Origin of the sequence: Flavobacterium hungaricum (assembly GCF_015182285.1) — a bacterium.
Taxonomy (GTDB): Bacteria; Bacteroidota; Bacteroidia; order Flavobacteriales; family Flavobacteriaceae; genus Flavobacterium; species Flavobacterium hungaricum.
This window is the reverse complement of the sequence record NZ_PRDM01000002.1, coordinates 1,013,996-1,031,611: the sequence shown is the minus strand read 5'-3', so window position 1 is coordinate 1,031,611 and position 17,616 is coordinate 1,013,996. Positions and strand designations below refer to the sequence as shown.

Below are 17,616 nucleotides of genomic sequence, written 5' to 3'. Positions count from 1 at the left end.
ATTAGATCACAACAGTTATTTCACTCGGCGGCGGCGGCAAGGTTACGCTTTCGCCCGTTCCCTGGCTTTTATTGCCCTGCTCGATGGTTTCTGAAACCCATTTAAAAAATTGTTTCAATGTAGAACTATCAGCTGACGCTAAATGTACTACGTTGTCCGTCAATTCTTTTAAAATTTCGTCATTTGCCATATGTCCCGCTGCGCAGCCAACTACCGCTCCAAAACTCAGATTTTTGATCTCCTGTGTTTTTTCTCTATAAAACTGAATATCAGAAGGTTTTCCGTCAGTAAAAACAAAAAGCAAGGGTTTCCAATCTCCTTTTTGAGTTGCAGAACCTTTAATTACATCTTTTTTTACTTTTTGAATTACAAAATCCAGTCCCGCACCTGTATTAGTGGGACCGCTTTGGGGACAGGTAATTTCTGGAAGCTGAAAATGAACGAGTTCTGTAAGCGGAACGATTTCTTTTACTTCTCTGTCATAGGTTATAATACTGATCCATAACGAATCTAATGCCTGGGCATCTGTTCGCAACGTGTTGATCATACCGCTTAAAGCATTATTCAGCGCCTGAATGGGTTCTCCGTACATTGATCCCGACGTGTCTAACAAAAAATATACTGGTAGTCTTCTCATATTCGTCTAATGTTATCACAATGAAAATTACTTTCTTTCAAGTTTAATATTGAAAGCAATTGTTAGTGTCATTTTTAAAATGATTTTTAAAAATGCTGCTTATAACGGTAATGTAACTCCGTCCCGCCGAATCAAACTACGATGTTCAATTCTGACGGAGGCGGAGGTAATTCTTTAAAATTTGTAAAATCTTTACCAAAATCTTCCACTTTTGTAGAAGATACTCCAATTGAAGCTGTTACCCATTGAAAAAACTTTCCAATACTGGCGCTGTCTGCCGTATCCAGACTTACTACGTTATCTGTAATTCTTTTTAAAATCGCCGCATCTGCACCACCGCCTGCAGCACAAGCAACTGTAAAAGCTATTTTTGCTCTTTTAAATTCTTCTAATCCACTTTCCCAATTATCAGTCGGAATTCCGTCGGTCATAATAAAAACCAATGGTTTCCAATCTCCTTTTTGTTCTGTCGTTGTTTTGGCTACTTCGGTTTCAATTTTATGGGCTGTTAATTTTAAAGCTTCACCGAGAGCTGTAACTCCCGACGCTTTAAGATCGACCATTTGAAAAGAGGCTAAATCTGTTAACGGGATTAGCTGCTGTGCTGTAGAATCAAAAGTAATTACGCTGATAAAGGCAGTTTCGATAGCCTGCGGATTTTGTCTCAGTGAGCTGATCATCATTTGAACCCCGTTTTTTACGGCTTCGATAGGCTCACCGGTCATTGAACCAGATGTGTCTAATAATAAGTATACAGGCAGTCTTCTCATGGTTATCAGTTATTTATACAGGAATATTGTATGTTGGTGTTTCAACAGCATCACTTGGTCGGTTAGAACTTTCTACTCCATTAATATTATAAGTGCTCGTATCGGCTTCTGGATCGTGTTGTATTAAATGGCTCATAACGGCTTGTGTAATGTCTTTACCGCCTGTTATGTGGTGATAAGCAGAACCAATTGTGTAAATCGGCCCCCATGGAATTCCCCACCAGCCTACAAATAAGTTCAATAAAACATAGCCGTAAGAGTACTTAAATGTATTTTCATCTGCTTTGATGAAATAAATGTCTGAACTTCTTTTTAAGGTCATTAATATAAATGAAACTGTGTACGGAAAAACCACAAATTTACCTCCCTGCTGAACCATGTCTCGTATTTGCGAAACTCTTAGTCCTTCAATATTTTTGATTTCCATTACAGGTAAGATTGTACGATTTTATGAATCGTCTGTCCTAAGAAAGTATCATCTGTTGGGTCACCAATGGCACTAAATTTCCACTCACCGTTACGTTTGTACAATTTACCCATGATAATTGAGCGTTTGTTTACGTATTGTGAATCTGCAGATACATTATACGAAGCAAATTCTGAAACTACTCTTGTCGGCGTACCTTCGTACATTCTGATTTTTGCATATGGAATTTGAGAGAAATCTTCTTTTCCTGCATTATTTAAAAAGAAAAATATCTGATTTACTTTGGCATCAACTTTAGAAAGGTCTACAGTTATAATTTCATTATCTAAGCCGTCGTCTCCGCCAGTATCTCCGGCAAGGTCGTCTCCAGTGTGTTTTAAAGCACCGTCAACGCTTACTAATTTACCTTTTGGCAGACCAAACTGTTGTAATACTTCGACTCTGTATAATGGAGAATACAAGTGATCGCAAAGTTTATTTTGGTCGTCAATCAAAACACAGCTTAAATCTAAGTCGATCTCTACTACATTTTTTGATAATCCTAAAAATCCTTTTGTTTCAATTGCACCCCAGTTTACACCAACGCAGAAATTAGTTAATGTTTCACCGCTTGATTTTCTTAAATCAATTTTTTGCCCTTTAGTTAAGTTAATTGCCATAGTTTTTAATCAGGTTTATAATTAATTGAATTTATTTAAATAATCTTGTAAGCCGCCTTTCATTCCTACTCCAACAGCTTCAAATTTCCATTCTTCATTTCTTTTGTAAATTCTTCCAAATTCTACCGCAGTTTCTATAGAAAAATCTTCATCTAGTTCATATTTAACCAATTCGGTATTGGTCTGATCTAGAATTCTGATAAATGAATTTCTTACCTGTCCAAAATTTTGTCTTCTTGTATCGGCGTGATGAATGGTTACTACAAAAGAGATTTCGTTTACATCTGGAGAAATTTTAGACAAATCGATTTGAATTTTTTCATCGTCGCCGTCTCCGTCTCCTGTTAAGTTATCTCCTGCATGAATCACAGCTCCATCAGGTGATTTTAGATTATTATAGTAAACAAAATGGTTATCATTTGGAATTTTTCCGTTTGCACCAACTAAAAAAACCGAAGCGTCCAAATCAAAACTTTCTCCTGTACTGCTTGAATTACTGTCCCATCCAAGTCCTACAGTGAATTTTGGTGCATCAATACTTTGTCTTTGACCTTTTTCTAAATTAATTGCCATTTTATTTATCTTTTAATTTATATTAATATTTAACATTGTTTTTAAAATATTGGTCTGCTCGTCGACATTTTGCAAATCTTCTAAAAAGTCTACAGACGAAATTTTATTCAAATAATCTTTCAGCACTTCCTGTACATTTTCTGGAAGAGAAGTTTTAATCGTGCTTAATTCTTGTTCTAACAGATTATTTTTATTTTGCAGCTGTTCAATAATTTCGCCTTTTGCCGAATTATTTTTCGAAAAATCCACTTCTTTTTCCATTTCTTTATCTAGGAAATAAAATGCTTTTTCGTTGCCTACAAAAATGAATTTATCATTTGAATCCCTAAATTCATACACTTCAATAATCTCATTATTACAAGTTAAACCACACAAAAACTTAATTTTAAACTTTAGTATATTTAACCTGCCCAAAAGCTTTTTTTCGAACCTGGCATACTTGTTTTCGTAATTTTTAGTATTAACGGCGGTCAGCTTTTCATATTGATCGATCGTAATCTCTCTGTAAAATTCTGATTTAACTCCGTCAGAAAAAGACATGATTTCTTTCCAGTCAAATAAACAATTACTGTCTAACGCAAAAATTTGATACAAGTCTTCGATCTTCTTCGACATTTTCTGCGCATGTTCTTTTGCCTGCTCTGCGAATCTTTCTTCTCCAATTTCAAACTTTAATTTCGAGATGATATCATTGTTAATGTATATTTCATCAGAAATCAGTATGTACTGCTGTTCTTTCGATTTTTTAATCTTCTGAAACAAATCAATCAGACTACTAGTAAACTGAATATGAAATAGTTCTAGTTTATTTATATCTAATGTCTGGTTCTTTTGAAAAAGAGAATGAATTACTTTTGTCCTTACCAAAACGCCAACAAAGTCCTTGTGGTTAAAAAAATTGGACAACAATTTTAAAACCACAAGTTTTCTGTTACTATCTTTTATTATTTGAACGTACCTTTCCTCTTCCTCTTGCATTCAATTAAATTCTATTAACTTATAACCCCTTTTTTCAATTCAACTTCAAGACTTTGCAATCCTGCGTCAAGCTGTCTTCTGGTTTCTGTACCTTGTTCGTGAATTTGTTTTACTTCTGTCAGAGTATCAATTAACGATTTGGTTGTCATTTTTAAAGTCTCAAGAGAAACAACTGTGTTTTCATTTTCTTTAGCTACTTCAATACTGTTTTGTTTCAGCATTTCGGCATTTTTCTGTAAAATGGTATTGGTTGTTTCTGATACTCTTCTTTGAACTTCGATATTTTGTTTCTGACGCTGTAATGCTACAGCAAGCGTAAGCTGGTTTTTCCAGACTGGCATTGTAGTAGTCAGGATAGACTGCGCTTTTTCTGCAATAGAAGTATTATTATTCTGAACCACACGTATTTGAGCCAGAGACTGCAGCATGATAAAACGAACAATTTTCATATCTGCAAGACGTTTGTCCAGGCGGTTTACGAAATTTCTTTTGTCTGAAATTTGATAATCCTGATATTGTGCTGGATTTGCTTCCATTACCGCAAGTTCTTCGCCTAATTCTTTAAAACGAATCTGACCTGCAATAATATGTTTTTCCATTTCTTTAATCAGATTCACATTGCCGTCAAACATGGTTTGAAGCGCGCTGTTATCTTTTACAGAATTGATCATTCCGGCTTTGACTTTATTACTGATTTTGTCAATGTTTACCGTAATTTTATCGTACTGCTGAAATAGTTTTTTAACATCCACCACCAATTTATTCAACACCGGAATTTTAGACAAAAACCTTTTAAACGGTCCTTGATCCAACTGATCTACATCTACATAATTCAATTCTGTCAATAAATCGTTGATCAAAGTTCCTACTTCGCCAGAGTTATAAGTTCTAACATTCGTTAAAAAGGTATCACTTTGTTTTGCGATAGAATTTTGAATTTCGGCCCCGTAATTCAGGATCGAATTAGCATCATTTTCGTTTAATTGATTTGAAATAGACTTGTAATTAGAAACCTCTGTTTCTGTAATTACAGCCAGGTTTACATTTCCATCTTTATCAATCAAAGCAGTATTTTCCTGAGTAACTAATTGATTTTCTTCCATCTTATTATAAATAATTTTGTTGAATTGTCACAATTGTCTGCTCTAATTTTTTATCGTTTGTCGGTACTCCAACTGCGCTGAATTTCCATTCTTCATTTCTTTTGTAGAATACTCCCAAAACCATCGAAACATTTCCTGCAAAAGAAGCATCGTTTGCAACATCAAAACGAGCAAATTCCTGCGTAACTCTTGTCGGTGTTCCTTCATAAATACGAATAGATGCAAAAGGAATGTCTTTAAAATCCTGTCCTCTAAAACTATTGATAAAAAATGCAACATGGTTTGCCGCTGGAGTTAATTGCGAAAAATCTAAAGTAATCACTTCGTTGTCAAGTCCGTCATCACCATTTAAGTCTCCCGTCAAATCATCTCCACTGTGTTTTACAGCACGGTCGTTTGATATTAATTTTCTAAAATTAACCGAATCAATATGATTTTTTTTATCATCATAAATAGCGCAGCTGGCGTCTAGATCTACTGCTTCTTTTTTTGTTCCAAAAAATCCTTTTTTCTCGATTGCACCCCAATTTACTCCAACACAAATGTTTTGTAATTTGGTCCCATTGCTTTTTTCAAGATTAATACGTTGTCCTTTTTCTAAATTAATTGCCATGTTTTTAGTTGTATTTGTTTAAGTAATCTTCTAATCCGCCTTTCATTCCTGCGCCAATAGCTTCAAATTTCCATTGTCCGTCTTTGTTGTAAATTCTTCCAAATTCAACTGCAGTTTCAATAGAAAAATCTTCTTCCAATTCATATTTAACCATTTCGGTATTATTGCTGTCATCTACAATTCTAATGAATGAATTTCTAACTTGTCCAAAATTCTGTTTTCTCGCCACCGCATCATGAATCGTCACTACAATACAAATTTCTTTTACAGCAGGATTTATTTTTGTCAAGTCAATTTTTACTTGTTCATCATCTCCGTCTCCGTCTCCAGTTAAGTTATCTCCTGTATGAATAACAGATTCATCTGGTGATTTTAGATTATTGTAAAAAACAAAATGAGAGTCAGATAAAATTTTTCTGTTATCACCTAAAATAAAAACCGAAGCATCCAGATCATAACTTGATCCTGTTGTACTGCTATTTGTATCCCATCCTAAACCAATTGTAAATTTTGGAGCGTTAATATTTTCACGCTGTCCTTTCTGTAAGTTGATAGCCATAGTCTAATCTATTTTTATTACGTTAATGTTGTTTTGATATTCTAAAATCTGATGGTAATTATTGCTTATTGCAAGATGAAACAATTCGTTGCTCTTTTTTCTCGAAATATTCGAAACCAAATAAGCAAACTGCTTATCATCCAGACTTAATATATATTTTACAATTCTGGTATTGTATTGAAAATCTTCGCTGTTTACGATAGAAACAATATCTTCTACATTTTTGACAGCAAAGTAATTATAATGATTTTCTATTTTTGGATGAATTTCTTTGTTTGCCAATTCCGCATAATATACAAACAGAAAATCTCCTTTAACATCATACTGATTCAGGATTTTATTTACTGTATGCTCGTGGCTTCCAGTTATTTTAATATCATCTACAAAAATGCACAGTTTACCTTCAATAAAATTACGATCGATATAATACGTATCGTTTGAGATTAATTTGACACGTTGTTCAAAATCCAAATTTCCGTAATCCGTCACATAGGTTTGATTTCTATAGATTTTAGATTCGATACAGGCTTTTTTTCCATTTTTAAACAAATAGCTGTTAAGCTCTTTTTTAAAATAATAGCACAAAAAATTGGACGCTGTTGGAATAGACAAATACGGACTTGGCAAAATAACAATATCCTTATCCGACAAAATTAAGTCTCTATGCTGCTCGACAAATCCATCAAAAAGATCTTCTGCAAATTTTTCTGCATATAACTTATCTCCAAATTTAAATCGGCTGTATTCTGCTTCCTTAAAAGGGCAGGTTTCTTGTTCAACAATTTTATGTAAACTGTAGCTTATATTCACTTTTATATTTTTAAAAGATATGCGTTAAAACCAAATTTCAATGCTCCATTATAATCTGCAATACTGTTATCTCCAATATGCAGTATTTCATTTTTTTGTACTTCTCTTGAATTATTTACCTGATCAAAAACGAGCTGGAAAATGGCAGCATTGGGTTTTGAGAATCCTGTTTCGTCAGAATAAATCTGAAAAGAAATCGAATCTGATAATTCATAATAAGAAAGAAGTTTTCTTAAACTTTTTCCTTTTACAAATCCAGTATTACTCAAAATATTTACCGTTTTACCTTGACTGGTTATTTCTTCAAATTGCCTCTTAATTTCAGGAAATATTAATTCTGGTTTATAATTAAAAAATAAAGTTTCTGTTTCGTTATAAAATTCACTCAGCTTTTCCACTCCATTAACCTGAAGATCAACCCCTAGCGCGCTTAAAATTAGATAATAAATTTCATACGTACTTAAATTTAATCCTGTTTTTTCATTAATATTATTGCATAAAACATCATAATACCGTACAACTTCGGTTACCTTTTCTATTGGAGCGTCTATTGCGAAGAAATCTTTAAACAACAAATTTCTCTTTTTCTTAAATTCGGGATTTGACCGAATTAATGTCAGCCACAAATCAAAAGAAAAATGGCTGTATTTTTTATAATTTATATCCAAAATACTTTCTTAAATATCCCCGATAGTTAAGCCCGTTTGAACCCTCCTAAAGCGTTGCTCTTTTTTTATTACTTAATAATTTCTCCTGAATAATATTTCTCAAGAAAGAAGCTCAAATCTGCTCTGTAACCAATACCCGAAGCTTCAAATCTCCACTGGTCGTTACGTTTGTACAATCTTCCGAATTCAACTCCGGTTTCTACCGAAAAATCTTCGTCCAATTCATATTTTGCAATTTCTTGTCCATTGGCATCATCAACAATTCTGATATAAGAATTTCTTACCTGACCAAAATTTTGTTTTCGTCTTTCAAAATCTTCAATAGTTACTACAAAAAGAATTTCCTGAACATTGGCATCTATTTTTGATAAGTCGACTTTAATAGCTTCGTCGTCGTCACCGTCGCTGTTTCCGCCTGTTGGATCATCTCCAGTGTGTTCCAAAGCGCCGTCTGGCGAAGTCAGATTATTATAAAATACAAAGTAATTTTCACCCAAAAGTTTACGGTCAGAGTTGATCATTATTGCAGAAGCATCCAGATCAAATTCATGTCCTGTACCTTCGTTAGGATCCCAGCCTAAGCCAACAGAAATCCTAGACAAACCAATATCAATTTTTTGTCCTTTTTGTAAATTTATTGCCATAGTAAAACTTCTTATTAATTTTTAACTTACAATGATACAAAAAGGAAGCTAAGGAAAAATGTGGGTTTACGTAAAACCCCAAATACTTATCAACAAAATATGAAAATTTTAGCAAAAAGCAGTTTCTTCCAATTACGGCCAGCCCTTTTTTAATAGGAGATGCGATAAAAATTGTATCTTCGTATTGACTTTTTCTCTGCAATTACAACAGAATAATTTTAGAAGGTTTTTATCTTCCTAATTGAAAAAATCGAAAAAGTAATTTTAAAATTCAAAGCAAAATAATACTTCAGAAAATGTTAAGTAGAGGATCAAAACTAAATAGTATTTTAACAGGAAGCTGTCCAAAATGCCAGAAAGAAAGCATGTACAAGGACAAAAATCCGCTTCATTTAAGTAAAGTTCTAAAAATGAACGAAAATTGCAGTCATTGCGGTTTGAGATACCAAATTGAACCCTCCTTTTTCTACGGCGCTATGTATGTAAGCTACGGATTGAATGTTGCAGTAGGAATTGCCGCTTTTATCGTTTCTTTTGTCTTTTTTGAAGCAACAATAGAACAGTCCTTTATTTCGATTATCTTAACGTTGGTTGTTTTATTTCCATTCGTGCTTCGTTTGTCGAGAAACTTGTACATTAATATGTTTGTCTCTTACGATCCTAATGCTGGTCAGAAATAAGCGATTTTAGATATCTTTTGTGAAAGCGTCTAATATCAATTTCACGATCTAAAGGAATTTCATTTTCGATATAATCATACAAAGCCTTTGCCATCGCAGGTCCAAGCATTACCCCCCTTGTTCCTAATCCATTTAGAACGTGGAGTGATTTAAACTGTTCGTGTGTCCCAATTAAAGGTCTTCTGTCTGCCACAGTAGGACGCACGCCGCCATAGTGCTCAACAATTTCAAAATCGCAGGTAATAATTTCTTCAATCCGATCTATTAATTCCTGTTTTCCTTCTGGAGTAGGTATATCGGTTTTATCATGCCAATTGTATGTAGCTCCAACTTTAAACAAATCATTACCCATTGGCAGTATAAATACGCTTGTATTTACAATAACATCAAGATTAAGACCTGGAGCCTTTATAACAAACATTTCGCCTTTAGTTCCGTCCAACGGTAAATAATTAAAAAACGGATTTTTAAGCAGTCCAAATCCTTCTGCAAAAATAATATGACGCGCTTTGATGTTTTTATATTGAATGCCAAAATCCAAAAACTCAATATATCCCCAATCAAAAGATTGTTCTAAAATAAGATTGTTTTTCTGCAAATACTCTCTGTAAGTATCCATCAAAAGCATTGTATCAACATACCCAGTATGCAGCACCTCGCCATAGTCGTACGGAGAATTTATACCATTATATTTTTTTAAAACTAATTTTGTAGATAAGAAAGGTGCTAAATTTCTTTTATCAGATGCCGCAAACCAATTGTTCTGTTCTTCGATCGAGAAAAACTTTCTTAGTATCGGCAGCTTAAAGCTAAATTTAGTCTGAAGCTTGTTTTCGATTTCCTCATAAAATTCATTCATCAAAACTAATTGCTCCTGCGCGTTCCAGACCTCGCTAAATCTCTTTAAAATAACAGGATTATAAAATCCCCCGGCAACCCTTGAAGATACCTGAGACATATTATCAACTACTAAAAAAGATTTATTGTTTTTAAGGGCTACTTCTGCAAAAGAAATCCCAGCTAATCCAGATCCAACTATTAAGTAATCTAACATCGTAATAAAATAAAAAAAACTCTTGTAACAAAGGTAACAAGAGTTTTTGGTTATTGTGCTGCAAAAATCGTTAGTAGTTCCACATATCTTGTTCAAAATTGCGAATCTTTTCTTTAACTCTTTCTGATTCTAACAGCTGATTTTGTGCATTATCCTTCATGTAATCTTTAATTTCACGATCACCGTAAACATTCTCCTCTTTGTAAATTATCGCGTTAAAATACCTTGAATTTAGGATTTGATCGAATGAAATGGGCATTGCAGAATTTTTATCGTTAAATGCTTTTGCTTCGTGCAATACCTCCCTAGCATTCGGGAAGAAAACCCAAAACAATTCTATAAAATCCTTCTCGTCGCTGTTCATCGTGTACACATCTGGAGTAACAGGACAGATTCCCAGTAAACGGTATTTTAAGTCGCTTTGGCGTTTATCAAAATACCAAAAACCTTTAATTTTATATTGACTGACATCTACCGCCGTAAGATCTTGTTTCAAAATGTATTCTGCAGGTACGGTTCTTGTCGGACCAACAGTTTCTTCAACATAATTAACCTTTTTATTTTTACCTGTACCTGTAACAACTTTTTTCTTTATTACACGTGATTTATAATCATCTGGATACTGATTAATTAATTCTCGTCCAGCATCTGTGGTATCAATACGAGATAACGCTCCTTGAATATCTTTTAAAGATTTCTTGGTATTAAAATAGCTGTCCGAATAAACTTCTGTTATTTTACCGTTTCGTATGGCTTTCGTCAGCACATCATAAAGAGAACGCCTGTCTGGCCCAATATTAGCAGTATCTACAGGAAAATACAAAGGAAAATTGATTTTCTCATTCAAGTCGATAATTTCCCATACCATTTTTCCCATTAGCACATCTTTATCATCTACATAGCCGTAAGACAAGGGCTTGTCATTATCAGAAATAAGCTGTGCAGGTGTCTTTAATCCAATCTCAGCCGGCGTTTTTGCATTCAGCAAATTAGATTGTGCAAAGGATGTAAATCCGCCAATCACCAAAAAAACAGTTACAAAAATTCTTTTTACTCTCATCTTAATAAAATTTACAGATTATTAAACGATAAAATATTTATTTTATTGTAATATTCTTACAATAAAATAAACAGCAGTTAAAACGGACTATCGTAGAACCATTTTAAAAAACTTAAGAGCTTTTCTTGGATGGGTAAGAACGCAGACAAAGTATAGAAACAAAAAAAAAACTCTTACTACAAAGATAGTAAGAGTTTTTTATATTTATTAATCTATGTCACAACTACTTAGTAGTTCCACATATCTTGTTCGAAGTTACGGATTTTCTCTTTCACTCTTTCAGATTCTAACAACTGATTTTGTGCATTATCCTTCATGTATTCTTTGATCTCACGATCTCCGTACAAGTTTTCTTCTTTGTAAAGAACAGCATTAAATCTTCTAGAGTTTAAAATCTGATCAAAAGAAATTGGAAGTGCAGAGTTATTATCGTTGAAAGCTTTTGCTTCATGAAGCACATCTCTTGAGTTCGGGAAGAAGATCCAAAACAACTCGATATAATCTTTTTCGTCGCTATTCATTGTATAAACGTCTGGAGTTACTGGGCAGATTCCCAATAAACGGTACTTTAATTCACTTTGACGTTTGTCAAAATACCAGTATCCTTTAATTTTATACTGAGTAACGTCAGCTGCTGTAAGATCTTGTTTCAAAATGTATTCTGCAGGTACCGTTCTTGTTGGTCCAACAGTTTCTTCAACATAAGATACTTTTTTCTTTTTACCAGTACCTGTAACTACTTTTTTCTTCACTACACGTGATTTGTAATCGTCAGGATATTGATTAATCAACTCTCTACCAGCATCTGTAGTATCAATACGAGATAATGCACCTTGAATGTCTTTCAAAGATTTTTTAGTATTGAAATAACTATCAGCATAAACCTCAGTTATTTTGCCGTTTTTAACAGCTTTCGTCAAAACGTCGTAAAGAGAACGTCTATTAGAACCAATATTAGCTGTATCTACTGGAAAGTACAATGGAAAGTTGATTTTTTCATTTAAATCAATAATTTCCCAAGTAGTTTTTCCCATCAAGATATCTCTATCATCAACATAACCATAAGCAAGAGGCTTATCATTATCTGAGATAAGTTGCGCAGGAGTTTTAAGTCCTATCTGATCTGGTGTCTTTGCGTTAAGCAAATTAGATTGTGCATTAGAAGCAAAACCTCCAGCAATAGAAATAATGGCTAATAAAAAATTTCTTACTTTCATCGTGGTATCATTATAAGATATTGAACGTAGTTTTAAACTACTATATTATTGTATTTCGTAAATTACCGGTGCAGTTCTTGGTAATAAATAACTTCCAGCACCTACCAATTTAGTTTTAATTTCAGAAATAGTAACTTGGTCTCCTTTACCTGCTCTTGAAAGTACTGATTTACATTGTGCATTCATTTTGTTACCAGTAACAACCACAGTAGGCTGTCCAGCAATTTTCATATTGAATCCAACAACATCTAAACCAACTTCAAAATCAAAATCAAGAAGTTTTGCACCAATAGTAGCAATTTCAAGGTTAGATTTAGGTCCTTTTACAACACCCATTTCTCCTCTAATTGTTCCTGTTGGACCAGGAATACCTTTAATTCTGAATGTTTTCTTGTCTGTTACTTTATCACCGTTTGGTAATGTACCTGTTACAGAGATTGTAGCTTCAGTACCTGAACCTGGGCTCATGTTATATTTTCCTGGTTTTCCAGCAGAAGATAATCCAGGAGCACTTGCATTAATTTTGTTAGCGTCAACACCTGCAAAAGATACAGAGATAGGGTTAACAACACCTCTATACACTACATTCATTTTATCTGCAGAAATTGTAGCAGAGTTTGGTTTTGGAACTACAACATATTTTCCAGAGAATTTCAAAGGAATATTTTTACCATCCTCTAAGAATGTAAATTGTCCGTTGATATCTTGTTCTCCAACTCCACCAGCAGTTAAAGAGATAACAGCTTGTCCGTTAACAATTTGTCCAGGACCTTGGAAAGAAGTTGGTTTTGTGTTTTCGTCATAACGACCTAAAACAACTTTACCTGTTACTTTTTCTCCTTGGAAATAAGCATTTTTATCTAAAACTACGATAGCTTGGTAGTTACTGTAAGAAGCAGCAGCAACTGCAGCTTTTCCTAAAGCACTGTTGTAAACATCAGTTTCAGCTTTTTTAACATCATTCTGCCAAGTTGAAAGTTTTGCAGCCGAAGCGATTGCAGGAAAACCTTTAAAGTGGTATGCTAAGTATTTTTCTTTAATACCTTCTTTGTTTTTTACGTCAGAAACATCAAATTTCTTTTCAATCTCTGCGATAATTGGAGCATATTTTTTATCTGATCCTAAAGCAGCTTTCATGTCTGCTTTATATTTTTGAATTGCAGCGATAATAGCATTACCTTTTTGAGTGTATCCGTCTCCTGTAAACCAGTCGTCGATATTATCACCTCTGTCCATAGCTTCGTATGGTAACTTACCAGTTTCTTTTTCAACTTCAAATCCTTTTATAGATTGAGCTTTTAAAGTTCCGATATAGTCATAAAATCCTTTTGATATAGCTTCTACTTTGTGAGCAGTTACTGCAGCAATAGCAAATTCTCCTTTTGCTTCAGCAGCTTTTTGATCTAAAGATGTTAATAATGAAGTATTTGTTGCAACTGAAGAAGTATTTGCATCTTCAAATTTTTCATTCATCAAACCAAAAGCAGAAATAACTTCTTTCGATACGTTCATTGCTAACATTGCGATGAAAACCAGATACATCAGGTTAATCATCTTCTGTCTAGGGGTTAATTTTCCTCCTGCCATTTTTTTCTAATTAGTTCTTATTAATAATTTTAATATAATAGTTAAAAACTAATTATCCTTTGTTACTCATTGCAGAAAGCATACCACCGTAAACACTGTTTAAAGAAGCGATGTTAGCTGTCATAGAAGCCATTTGCTCTTTTAATTTAGAAGCATTTTCAGCGATTTCACTGTTAGCTTGTGCATTTCTTGAAGCACTTTCTAATTGAACTTTATATAAACTGTTTAATGATTCCATTTGTGCAGCTGCCATAGACATTTCTTCAGCATATTTCTTTTGTCCAGCGATAGAGTCAACTGTTGGAGAGATTGCTTTTGCAGCTCCTTCGAAATTCTTGATAGAATTTCCTAAACTAGCCATTAATTCACCGTCAATTTTAGCATCTTTTAATAATGTATCCAATTTTTGAGACAACAATCCTTGGGCATCAGATGGAGTCTCAGCTTTAACTTCTTTTTTTCTAGCTTGTCCGTTAGCTAATTCTGGGTAAACAAGAGTCCAATCTAACTCGTCCTCCACAGGTTCAAAAGCAGATAACGCGAAAATTAATGCTTCAGTCAAAAGACCTACTGAAAGCATAACTGTTCCTGTCAATGGTCCAATTTCAAAGTGAGTAATTTTGAATAAAGCTCCAACGATTACCACTGCCGCTCCCATACCATAAGCGAAATTCATTGCTTTTTTACTTAATAATGCCATAATACTTTTTTTTTAGGTTTTAATAAAATAGATTTGTTGGATATTGATTTAATTATAATTTACTTTTTTCTGTTTCCGGTTACTTGAGTTCCCATATAATCTTGTACCGTTCTGAATCCGATATAACTTCTTGCAGAATCTGCATATTCGTGATCACGAGTACTAACTTGTAAGAAATAAGAAACATCTTTCCAAGAACCGCCACGAACTACTTTTCTTTGGTTTTTTCCGTCAATTACGTTTGGATTCATTGTTGAAACGTATTCGTAAGCATTTGGATTGTAAGCCGAGTCAGTCCATTCTGAAACGTTACCAGCCATGTTGTATAATCCGTAACCATTTACTTCGTAAGATTTAGCCTCTACAGTATATAATGCTTCGTCTGCAGCATAATCTCCTCTACTTGGTTTAAAGTTCGCCATAAAGCAACCTCTATCACTCTTAGTGTAAGGACCTCCCCAAGGGTAAGTAGCAGACTCCAGACCTCCTCTAGCAGCATATTCCCATTCTGCCTCAGTTGGTAATCTGAACGAGTTAACTAAGTCACGTCCTTTTTTCTTAGATTTAATATAACTGTTTTTGTTTAATGTTCTCCAAGCACAGAATGCTTTAGCTTGCTTCCAAGTTACACCAACAACAGGATAATCTCCATAAGCTTTGTGCCAGAAATAATCGTTGTGCATTGGCTCATTATATGAATAAGCAAAATCTTTAATCCAAACTGCGGTATCAGGATAAACATTTACCTGCTCTGTTTTTACGAAGTCACTTCTTTTTCCAACTTTAGCTTTTGCAGCTGCTTGAATATCCATCCAAGAGTAACGGAATTTTAATTTATTCACATCAATCGTTCTTAAACCATTATATGATTCTTCAATTGGCAAATACATAGAGTCCATTACTTCAGTGTAATACTCATCTGGATACGCTTTTGTATCTTTAATAAGTTTTACTTTTCTATTTAATTTTCTTCCAGCATACGGATCATCTTTTGTACCAACACTATAATAGTTGTCGTACATATATTTGTCGTAAGCTGTCATTTTTTCTGGATCTGAATCATTAAATGCATAATCCGCAATGCTACCGCCTTTTTTTCCTTTAGCGTCACCACTAGCTTTTTGTCCAGTTTCGTCTGCTAAAATTGCTAAACGAACTCTCATTGTAGAGTCTTTAACCCACTCCACAAACTGGCGATACTCACTATTAGTTATCTCAGTTTCATCCATATAAAATGAACGAACTGTTACTGTTTTAGTTGGAGCATCTTCTACATTAGCCAAATCAGCATCTGATTTACCCATAATAAAAGATCCACCTGGAACTAAAGTCATTCCATATGGTTTTTCAGGATGCCATTTTCCTCCTGTAACACCAACTAATTCACCTTTGTCACCTGACTTACCACAGCCGATTACTAGTGTTACCATTGTTGCAAATGCAATAAACTTCTTCATATAAATTTGGGATTATCTATTCATTATTAAAAGTCCGTAAACGTATTTATTATTTATCTAAAAAACAATACTAGTTGCGAAATTTATTTTACCGGTCAAAAATAATGTTAAATAAAATAAAAAAAAAATATTTACTCGATAAACTGTACTGAAAAATCGGTGTAAAACGTTAAATTTTATATTATACATTACTTTTCCTACTAATTAATTTTAACTTTTTTTTCGAAATTTTAAAAATTTTAGATTTCGAATGAATTTTACAATTATAAAGCGTTTTTTCGCTGCGCTTTCCACCATCTTTCTGGCAATTCTTGATTGCAAGCCGACAAATATTCATCGTAAGAACATGGTAATAACGTATTTCTTTTCAATTTATTGCTGCCAGTAGATTCGTACGGAATTTCAATCCACCAGCGATCCGTTTTATCACTTTTATAGAAAATAAGTTCTTCATCTTCCAACGGAACTATATACTTTAAATAATTGGCACGGCTTCCAAATGGATATTCTTTAGAACGATAATGATATCCCTCTACAAAATACCACACAATTTGCGCAATAATAACCGATTCTGCCATAGTACTATTGTGATTAAACACTCCAAAAGCAGAAACTTTATCACTAATACCGGCATATCTTGCCAAAGAACAAATCTCTTTTCCGTTAAATCCATTTGGCTCAAAAGAAACCGAATTACCAGAAGCTGAAGATTTTACCGAATTCAAATCGATACTTACTAAATCTGCATCTCTAAAAATAGGTTCTGCCAAAGTAATTTTATTTGAAATCTCGCCTAAACGGTAAGCATCAAAAAACAGTTTTTCAATCAAATCAATTTCTTCCTGCGAATTATAATAGGTTTGATACCCGATATTACAATAGTTGAAAAGATTATTTGGCGCATCTATAATGATTTTCGTCAAGTAAGAATTGGCCGAAACCAGTTCGTTTTCTTTACCAAAATCAAATTTATTATCAACTGCAACAAGGTTTACCATCTGCTCCAAATCGTCATAAGCACGATACAAAGCATAGGTTAAATCCTGAGAACCTCCCACGACTATAGGAATCACTTTATTCTTAATTAAAGCAGCCGTAACTTTTTTTAATGCAAAATAAGTATCCTCTACAGATTCACCTGCAAGTATATCGCCCAAATCTGCAATAGACGCATCCCAATTACCAGGAAACATACCATACAGCTTTTTACGAACTGCAGTAAGATTCACCTCATTAACCATATTGATGTTGGTACGATCTTCTAAAACACCAATAATAGCAATGTTTATTTTTTCAATATCAGGAAACTGATCTTGGGTATGAAAGACAATCTTACTCCCAAGCTCTTGTGAAGACAGTGTACCAACGAACTTTACAATTGCGTCATTTACTGGTTCTAGAAAATCAAATTCCATCTGTA

Annotated in this window: 20 protein-coding genes; 1 reads left to right on the top strand and 19 read right to left on the bottom strand. The window is 33.8% G+C overall.

Features of this window, described 5'->3' with window-relative positions:
* Position 1: 1 nt before the first annotated feature.
* The 12 genes from C4F50_RS12280 to C4F50_RS12225 all read right to left on the bottom strand — a co-directional run bounded on the left by C4F50_RS12280 (position 2) and on the right by C4F50_RS12225 (position 8,441).
* Positions 2-637, bottom strand: a complete 636-nt coding sequence (locus C4F50_RS12280) for a vWA domain-containing protein (protein ID WP_194138947.1) — start codon at positions 635-637, stop codon at positions 2-4.
* Between the two features lie 131 nt (positions 638-768).
* On the bottom strand, positions 769-1,407 hold the full coding sequence (locus tag C4F50_RS12275) for a vWA domain-containing protein (RefSeq protein WP_194138946.1): 639 nt from the start codon (positions 1,405-1,407) through the stop codon (positions 769-771).
* A gap of 13 nt (positions 1,408-1,420) precedes the next feature.
* Positions 1,421-1,834, bottom strand: a complete 414-nt coding sequence (locus C4F50_RS12270) for a hypothetical protein (protein WP_194138945.1) — start codon at positions 1,832-1,834, stop codon at positions 1,421-1,423.
* On the bottom strand, positions 1,834-2,493 hold the full coding sequence (locus tag C4F50_RS12265; protein WP_194138944.1) for a TerD family protein: 660 nt from the start codon (positions 2,491-2,493) through the stop codon (positions 1,834-1,836). The genes C4F50_RS12270 and C4F50_RS12265 overlap by 1 nt, the downstream gene beginning before the upstream one ends.
* 21 nt (positions 2,494-2,514) lie before the next feature.
* Positions 2,515-3,066 (bottom strand): TerD family protein, encoded by a 552-nt coding sequence (locus C4F50_RS12260; protein ID WP_194138943.1) that lies wholly within the window; start codon positions 3,064-3,066, stop codon positions 2,515-2,517.
* A 12-nt stretch (positions 3,067-3,078) separates the two neighbouring features.
* The gene (locus C4F50_RS12255) at positions 3,079-4,044 is read right to left on the bottom strand and encodes a hypothetical protein (protein ID WP_194138942.1); all 966 of its coding nucleotides are present in this window, start codon (positions 4,042-4,044) and stop codon (positions 3,079-3,081) included.
* Between the two features lie 14 nt (positions 4,045-4,058).
* Positions 4,059-5,147: a toxic anion resistance protein gene (locus tag C4F50_RS12250; RefSeq protein ID WP_194138941.1), complete on the bottom strand. Its 1,089-nt coding sequence runs from the start codon at positions 5,145-5,147 to the stop codon at positions 4,059-4,061.
* A 4-nt stretch (positions 5,148-5,151) separates the two neighbouring features.
* Positions 5,152-5,760 carry a TerD family protein gene (locus C4F50_RS12245; protein ID WP_194138940.1) on the bottom strand — a complete coding sequence of 203 codons (609 nt, stop codon included), beginning with the start codon at positions 5,758-5,760 and terminating at the stop codon, positions 5,152-5,154.
* A gap of 4 nt (positions 5,761-5,764) precedes the next feature.
* On the bottom strand, positions 5,765-6,319 hold the full coding sequence (locus C4F50_RS12240) for a TerD family protein (protein ID WP_194138939.1): 555 nt from the start codon (positions 6,317-6,319) through the stop codon (positions 5,765-5,767).
* Positions 6,320-6,322: 3 nt separating this feature from the next.
* Positions 6,323-7,129, bottom strand: a complete 807-nt coding sequence (locus C4F50_RS12235; RefSeq protein ID WP_194138938.1) for a phosphoribosyltransferase family protein — start codon at positions 7,127-7,129, stop codon at positions 6,323-6,325.
* Positions 7,130-7,131: 2 nt separating this feature from the next.
* A complete protein-coding gene (locus C4F50_RS12230) occupies positions 7,132-7,797 on the bottom strand; it encodes an HAD family hydrolase (RefSeq protein WP_194138937.1) in 666 nt (221 codons plus the stop codon).
* Between the two features lie 68 nt (positions 7,798-7,865).
* Complete coding sequence (locus C4F50_RS12225) at positions 7,866-8,441, bottom strand: TerD family protein (protein WP_194138936.1); 576 nt, start codon at positions 8,439-8,441, stop codon at positions 7,866-7,868.
* 296 nt (positions 8,442-8,737) lie between these two features.
* On the opposite strand from C4F50_RS12225, the gene C4F50_RS12220 reads away from it, so the two are divergent.
* Positions 8,738-9,121, top strand: coding sequence for a DUF983 domain-containing protein (locus tag C4F50_RS12220; protein ID WP_194138935.1), 384 nt, complete (start codon positions 8,738-8,740; stop codon positions 9,119-9,121).
* Here C4F50_RS12220 and C4F50_RS12215 read toward each other — a convergent pair.
* The 7 genes from C4F50_RS12215 to C4F50_RS12185 form a co-directional block, all read right to left on the bottom strand.
* Positions 9,102-10,175, bottom strand: coding sequence for an NAD(P)/FAD-dependent oxidoreductase (locus tag C4F50_RS12215; RefSeq protein ID WP_194138934.1), 1,074 nt, complete (start codon positions 10,173-10,175; stop codon positions 9,102-9,104). The genes C4F50_RS12220 and C4F50_RS12215 overlap by 20 nt on opposite strands.
* A gap of 70 nt (positions 10,176-10,245) precedes the next feature.
* A complete protein-coding gene (porN, locus tag C4F50_RS12210) occupies positions 10,246-11,235 on the bottom strand; it encodes a type IX secretion system ring subunit PorN/GldN (protein WP_194138933.1) in 990 nt (329 codons plus the stop codon).
* 227 nt (positions 11,236-11,462) lie between these two features.
* Positions 11,463-12,452 carry a type IX secretion system ring subunit PorN/GldN gene (gene porN / locus C4F50_RS12205; protein WP_194138932.1) on the bottom strand — a complete coding sequence of 330 codons (990 nt, stop codon included), beginning with the start codon at positions 12,450-12,452 and terminating at the stop codon, positions 11,463-11,465.
* A 45-nt stretch (positions 12,453-12,497) separates the two neighbouring features.
* On the bottom strand, positions 12,498-14,039 hold the full coding sequence (gene porM / locus C4F50_RS12200) for a type IX secretion system motor protein PorM/GldM (protein WP_194138931.1): 1,542 nt from the start codon (positions 14,037-14,039) through the stop codon (positions 12,498-12,500).
* A 52-nt stretch (positions 14,040-14,091) separates the two neighbouring features.
* The gene (porL, locus tag C4F50_RS12195) at positions 14,092-14,739 is read right to left on the bottom strand and encodes a type IX secretion system motor protein PorL/GldL (protein WP_194138930.1); all 648 of its coding nucleotides are present in this window, start codon (positions 14,737-14,739) and stop codon (positions 14,092-14,094) included.
* A gap of 59 nt (positions 14,740-14,798) precedes the next feature.
* Complete coding sequence (porK, locus tag C4F50_RS12190) at positions 14,799-16,196, bottom strand: T9SS ring complex lipoprotein PorK/GldK (RefSeq protein WP_194138929.1); 1,398 nt, start codon at positions 16,194-16,196, stop codon at positions 14,799-14,801.
* A 263-nt stretch (positions 16,197-16,459) separates the two neighbouring features.
* The gene (locus C4F50_RS12185) at positions 16,460-17,611 is read right to left on the bottom strand and encodes a formimidoylglutamase (protein ID WP_194138928.1); all 1,152 of its coding nucleotides are present in this window, start codon (positions 17,609-17,611) and stop codon (positions 16,460-16,462) included.
* Between the last annotated feature and the right edge of the window lie 5 nt (positions 17,612-17,616).

What these genes read in the sequence shown, in the direction of transcription:
- C4F50_RS12280 (WP_194138947.1), bottom strand. Translation starts at nt 637, where the DNA reads ATGAGAAGACTACCAGTATATTTTTTGTTAGACACGTCGGGATCAATG.
- C4F50_RS12270 (WP_194138945.1), bottom strand. Translation starts at nt 1,834, where the DNA reads ATGGAAATCAAAAATATTGAAGGACTAAGAGTTTCGCAAATACGAGAC.
- C4F50_RS12215 (WP_194138934.1), bottom strand. Translation starts at nt 10,175, where the DNA reads ATGTTAGATTACTTAATAGTTGGATCTGGATTAGCTGGGATTTCTTTT.
- C4F50_RS12255 (WP_194138942.1), bottom strand. Translation starts at nt 4,044, where the DNA reads ATGCAAGAGGAAGAGGAAAGGTACGTTCAAATAATAAAAGATAGTAAC.
- C4F50_RS12240 (WP_194138939.1), bottom strand. Translation starts at nt 6,319, where the DNA reads ATGGCTATCAACTTACAGAAAGGACAGCGTGAAAATATTAACGCTCCA.
- C4F50_RS12265 (WP_194138944.1), bottom strand. Translation starts at nt 2,493, where the DNA reads ATGGCAATTAACTTAACTAAAGGGCAAAAAATTGATTTAAGAAAATCA.
- C4F50_RS12260 (WP_194138943.1), bottom strand. Translation starts at nt 3,066, where the DNA reads ATGGCAATTAATTTAGAAAAAGGTCAAAGACAAAGTATTGATGCACCA.
- porN (WP_194138932.1), bottom strand. Translation starts at nt 12,452, where the DNA reads ATGAAAGTAAGAAATTTTTTATTAGCCATTATTTCTATTGCTGGAGGT.
- porM (WP_194138931.1), bottom strand. Translation starts at nt 14,039, where the DNA reads ATGGCAGGAGGAAAATTAACCCCTAGACAGAAGATGATTAACCTGATG.
- porN (WP_194138933.1), bottom strand. Translation starts at nt 11,235, where the DNA reads ATGAGAGTAAAAAGAATTTTTGTAACTGTTTTTTTGGTGATTGGCGGA.
- C4F50_RS12185 (WP_194138928.1), bottom strand. Translation starts at nt 17,611, where the DNA reads ATGGAATTTGATTTTCTAGAACCAGTAAATGACGCAATTGTAAAGTTC.
- porK (WP_194138929.1), bottom strand. Translation starts at nt 16,196, where the DNA reads ATGAAGAAGTTTATTGCATTTGCAACAATGGTAACACTAGTAATCGGC.
- C4F50_RS12275 (WP_194138946.1), bottom strand. Translation starts at nt 1,407, where the DNA reads ATGAGAAGACTGCCTGTATACTTATTATTAGACACATCTGGTTCAATG.
- C4F50_RS12225 (WP_194138936.1), bottom strand. Translation starts at nt 8,441, where the DNA reads ATGGCAATAAATTTACAAAAAGGACAAAAAATTGATATTGGTTTGTCT.
- C4F50_RS12220 (WP_194138935.1), top strand. Translation starts at nt 8,738, where the DNA reads ATGTTAAGTAGAGGATCAAAACTAAATAGTATTTTAACAGGAAGCTGT.
- C4F50_RS12245 (WP_194138940.1), bottom strand. Translation starts at nt 5,760, where the DNA reads ATGGCAATTAATTTAGAAAAAGGACAACGTATTAATCTTGAAAAAAGC.
- C4F50_RS12250 (WP_194138941.1), bottom strand. Translation starts at nt 5,147, where the DNA reads ATGGAAGAAAATCAATTAGTTACTCAGGAAAATACTGCTTTGATTGAT.
- porL (WP_194138930.1), bottom strand. Translation starts at nt 14,739, where the DNA reads ATGGCATTATTAAGTAAAAAAGCAATGAATTTCGCTTATGGTATGGGA.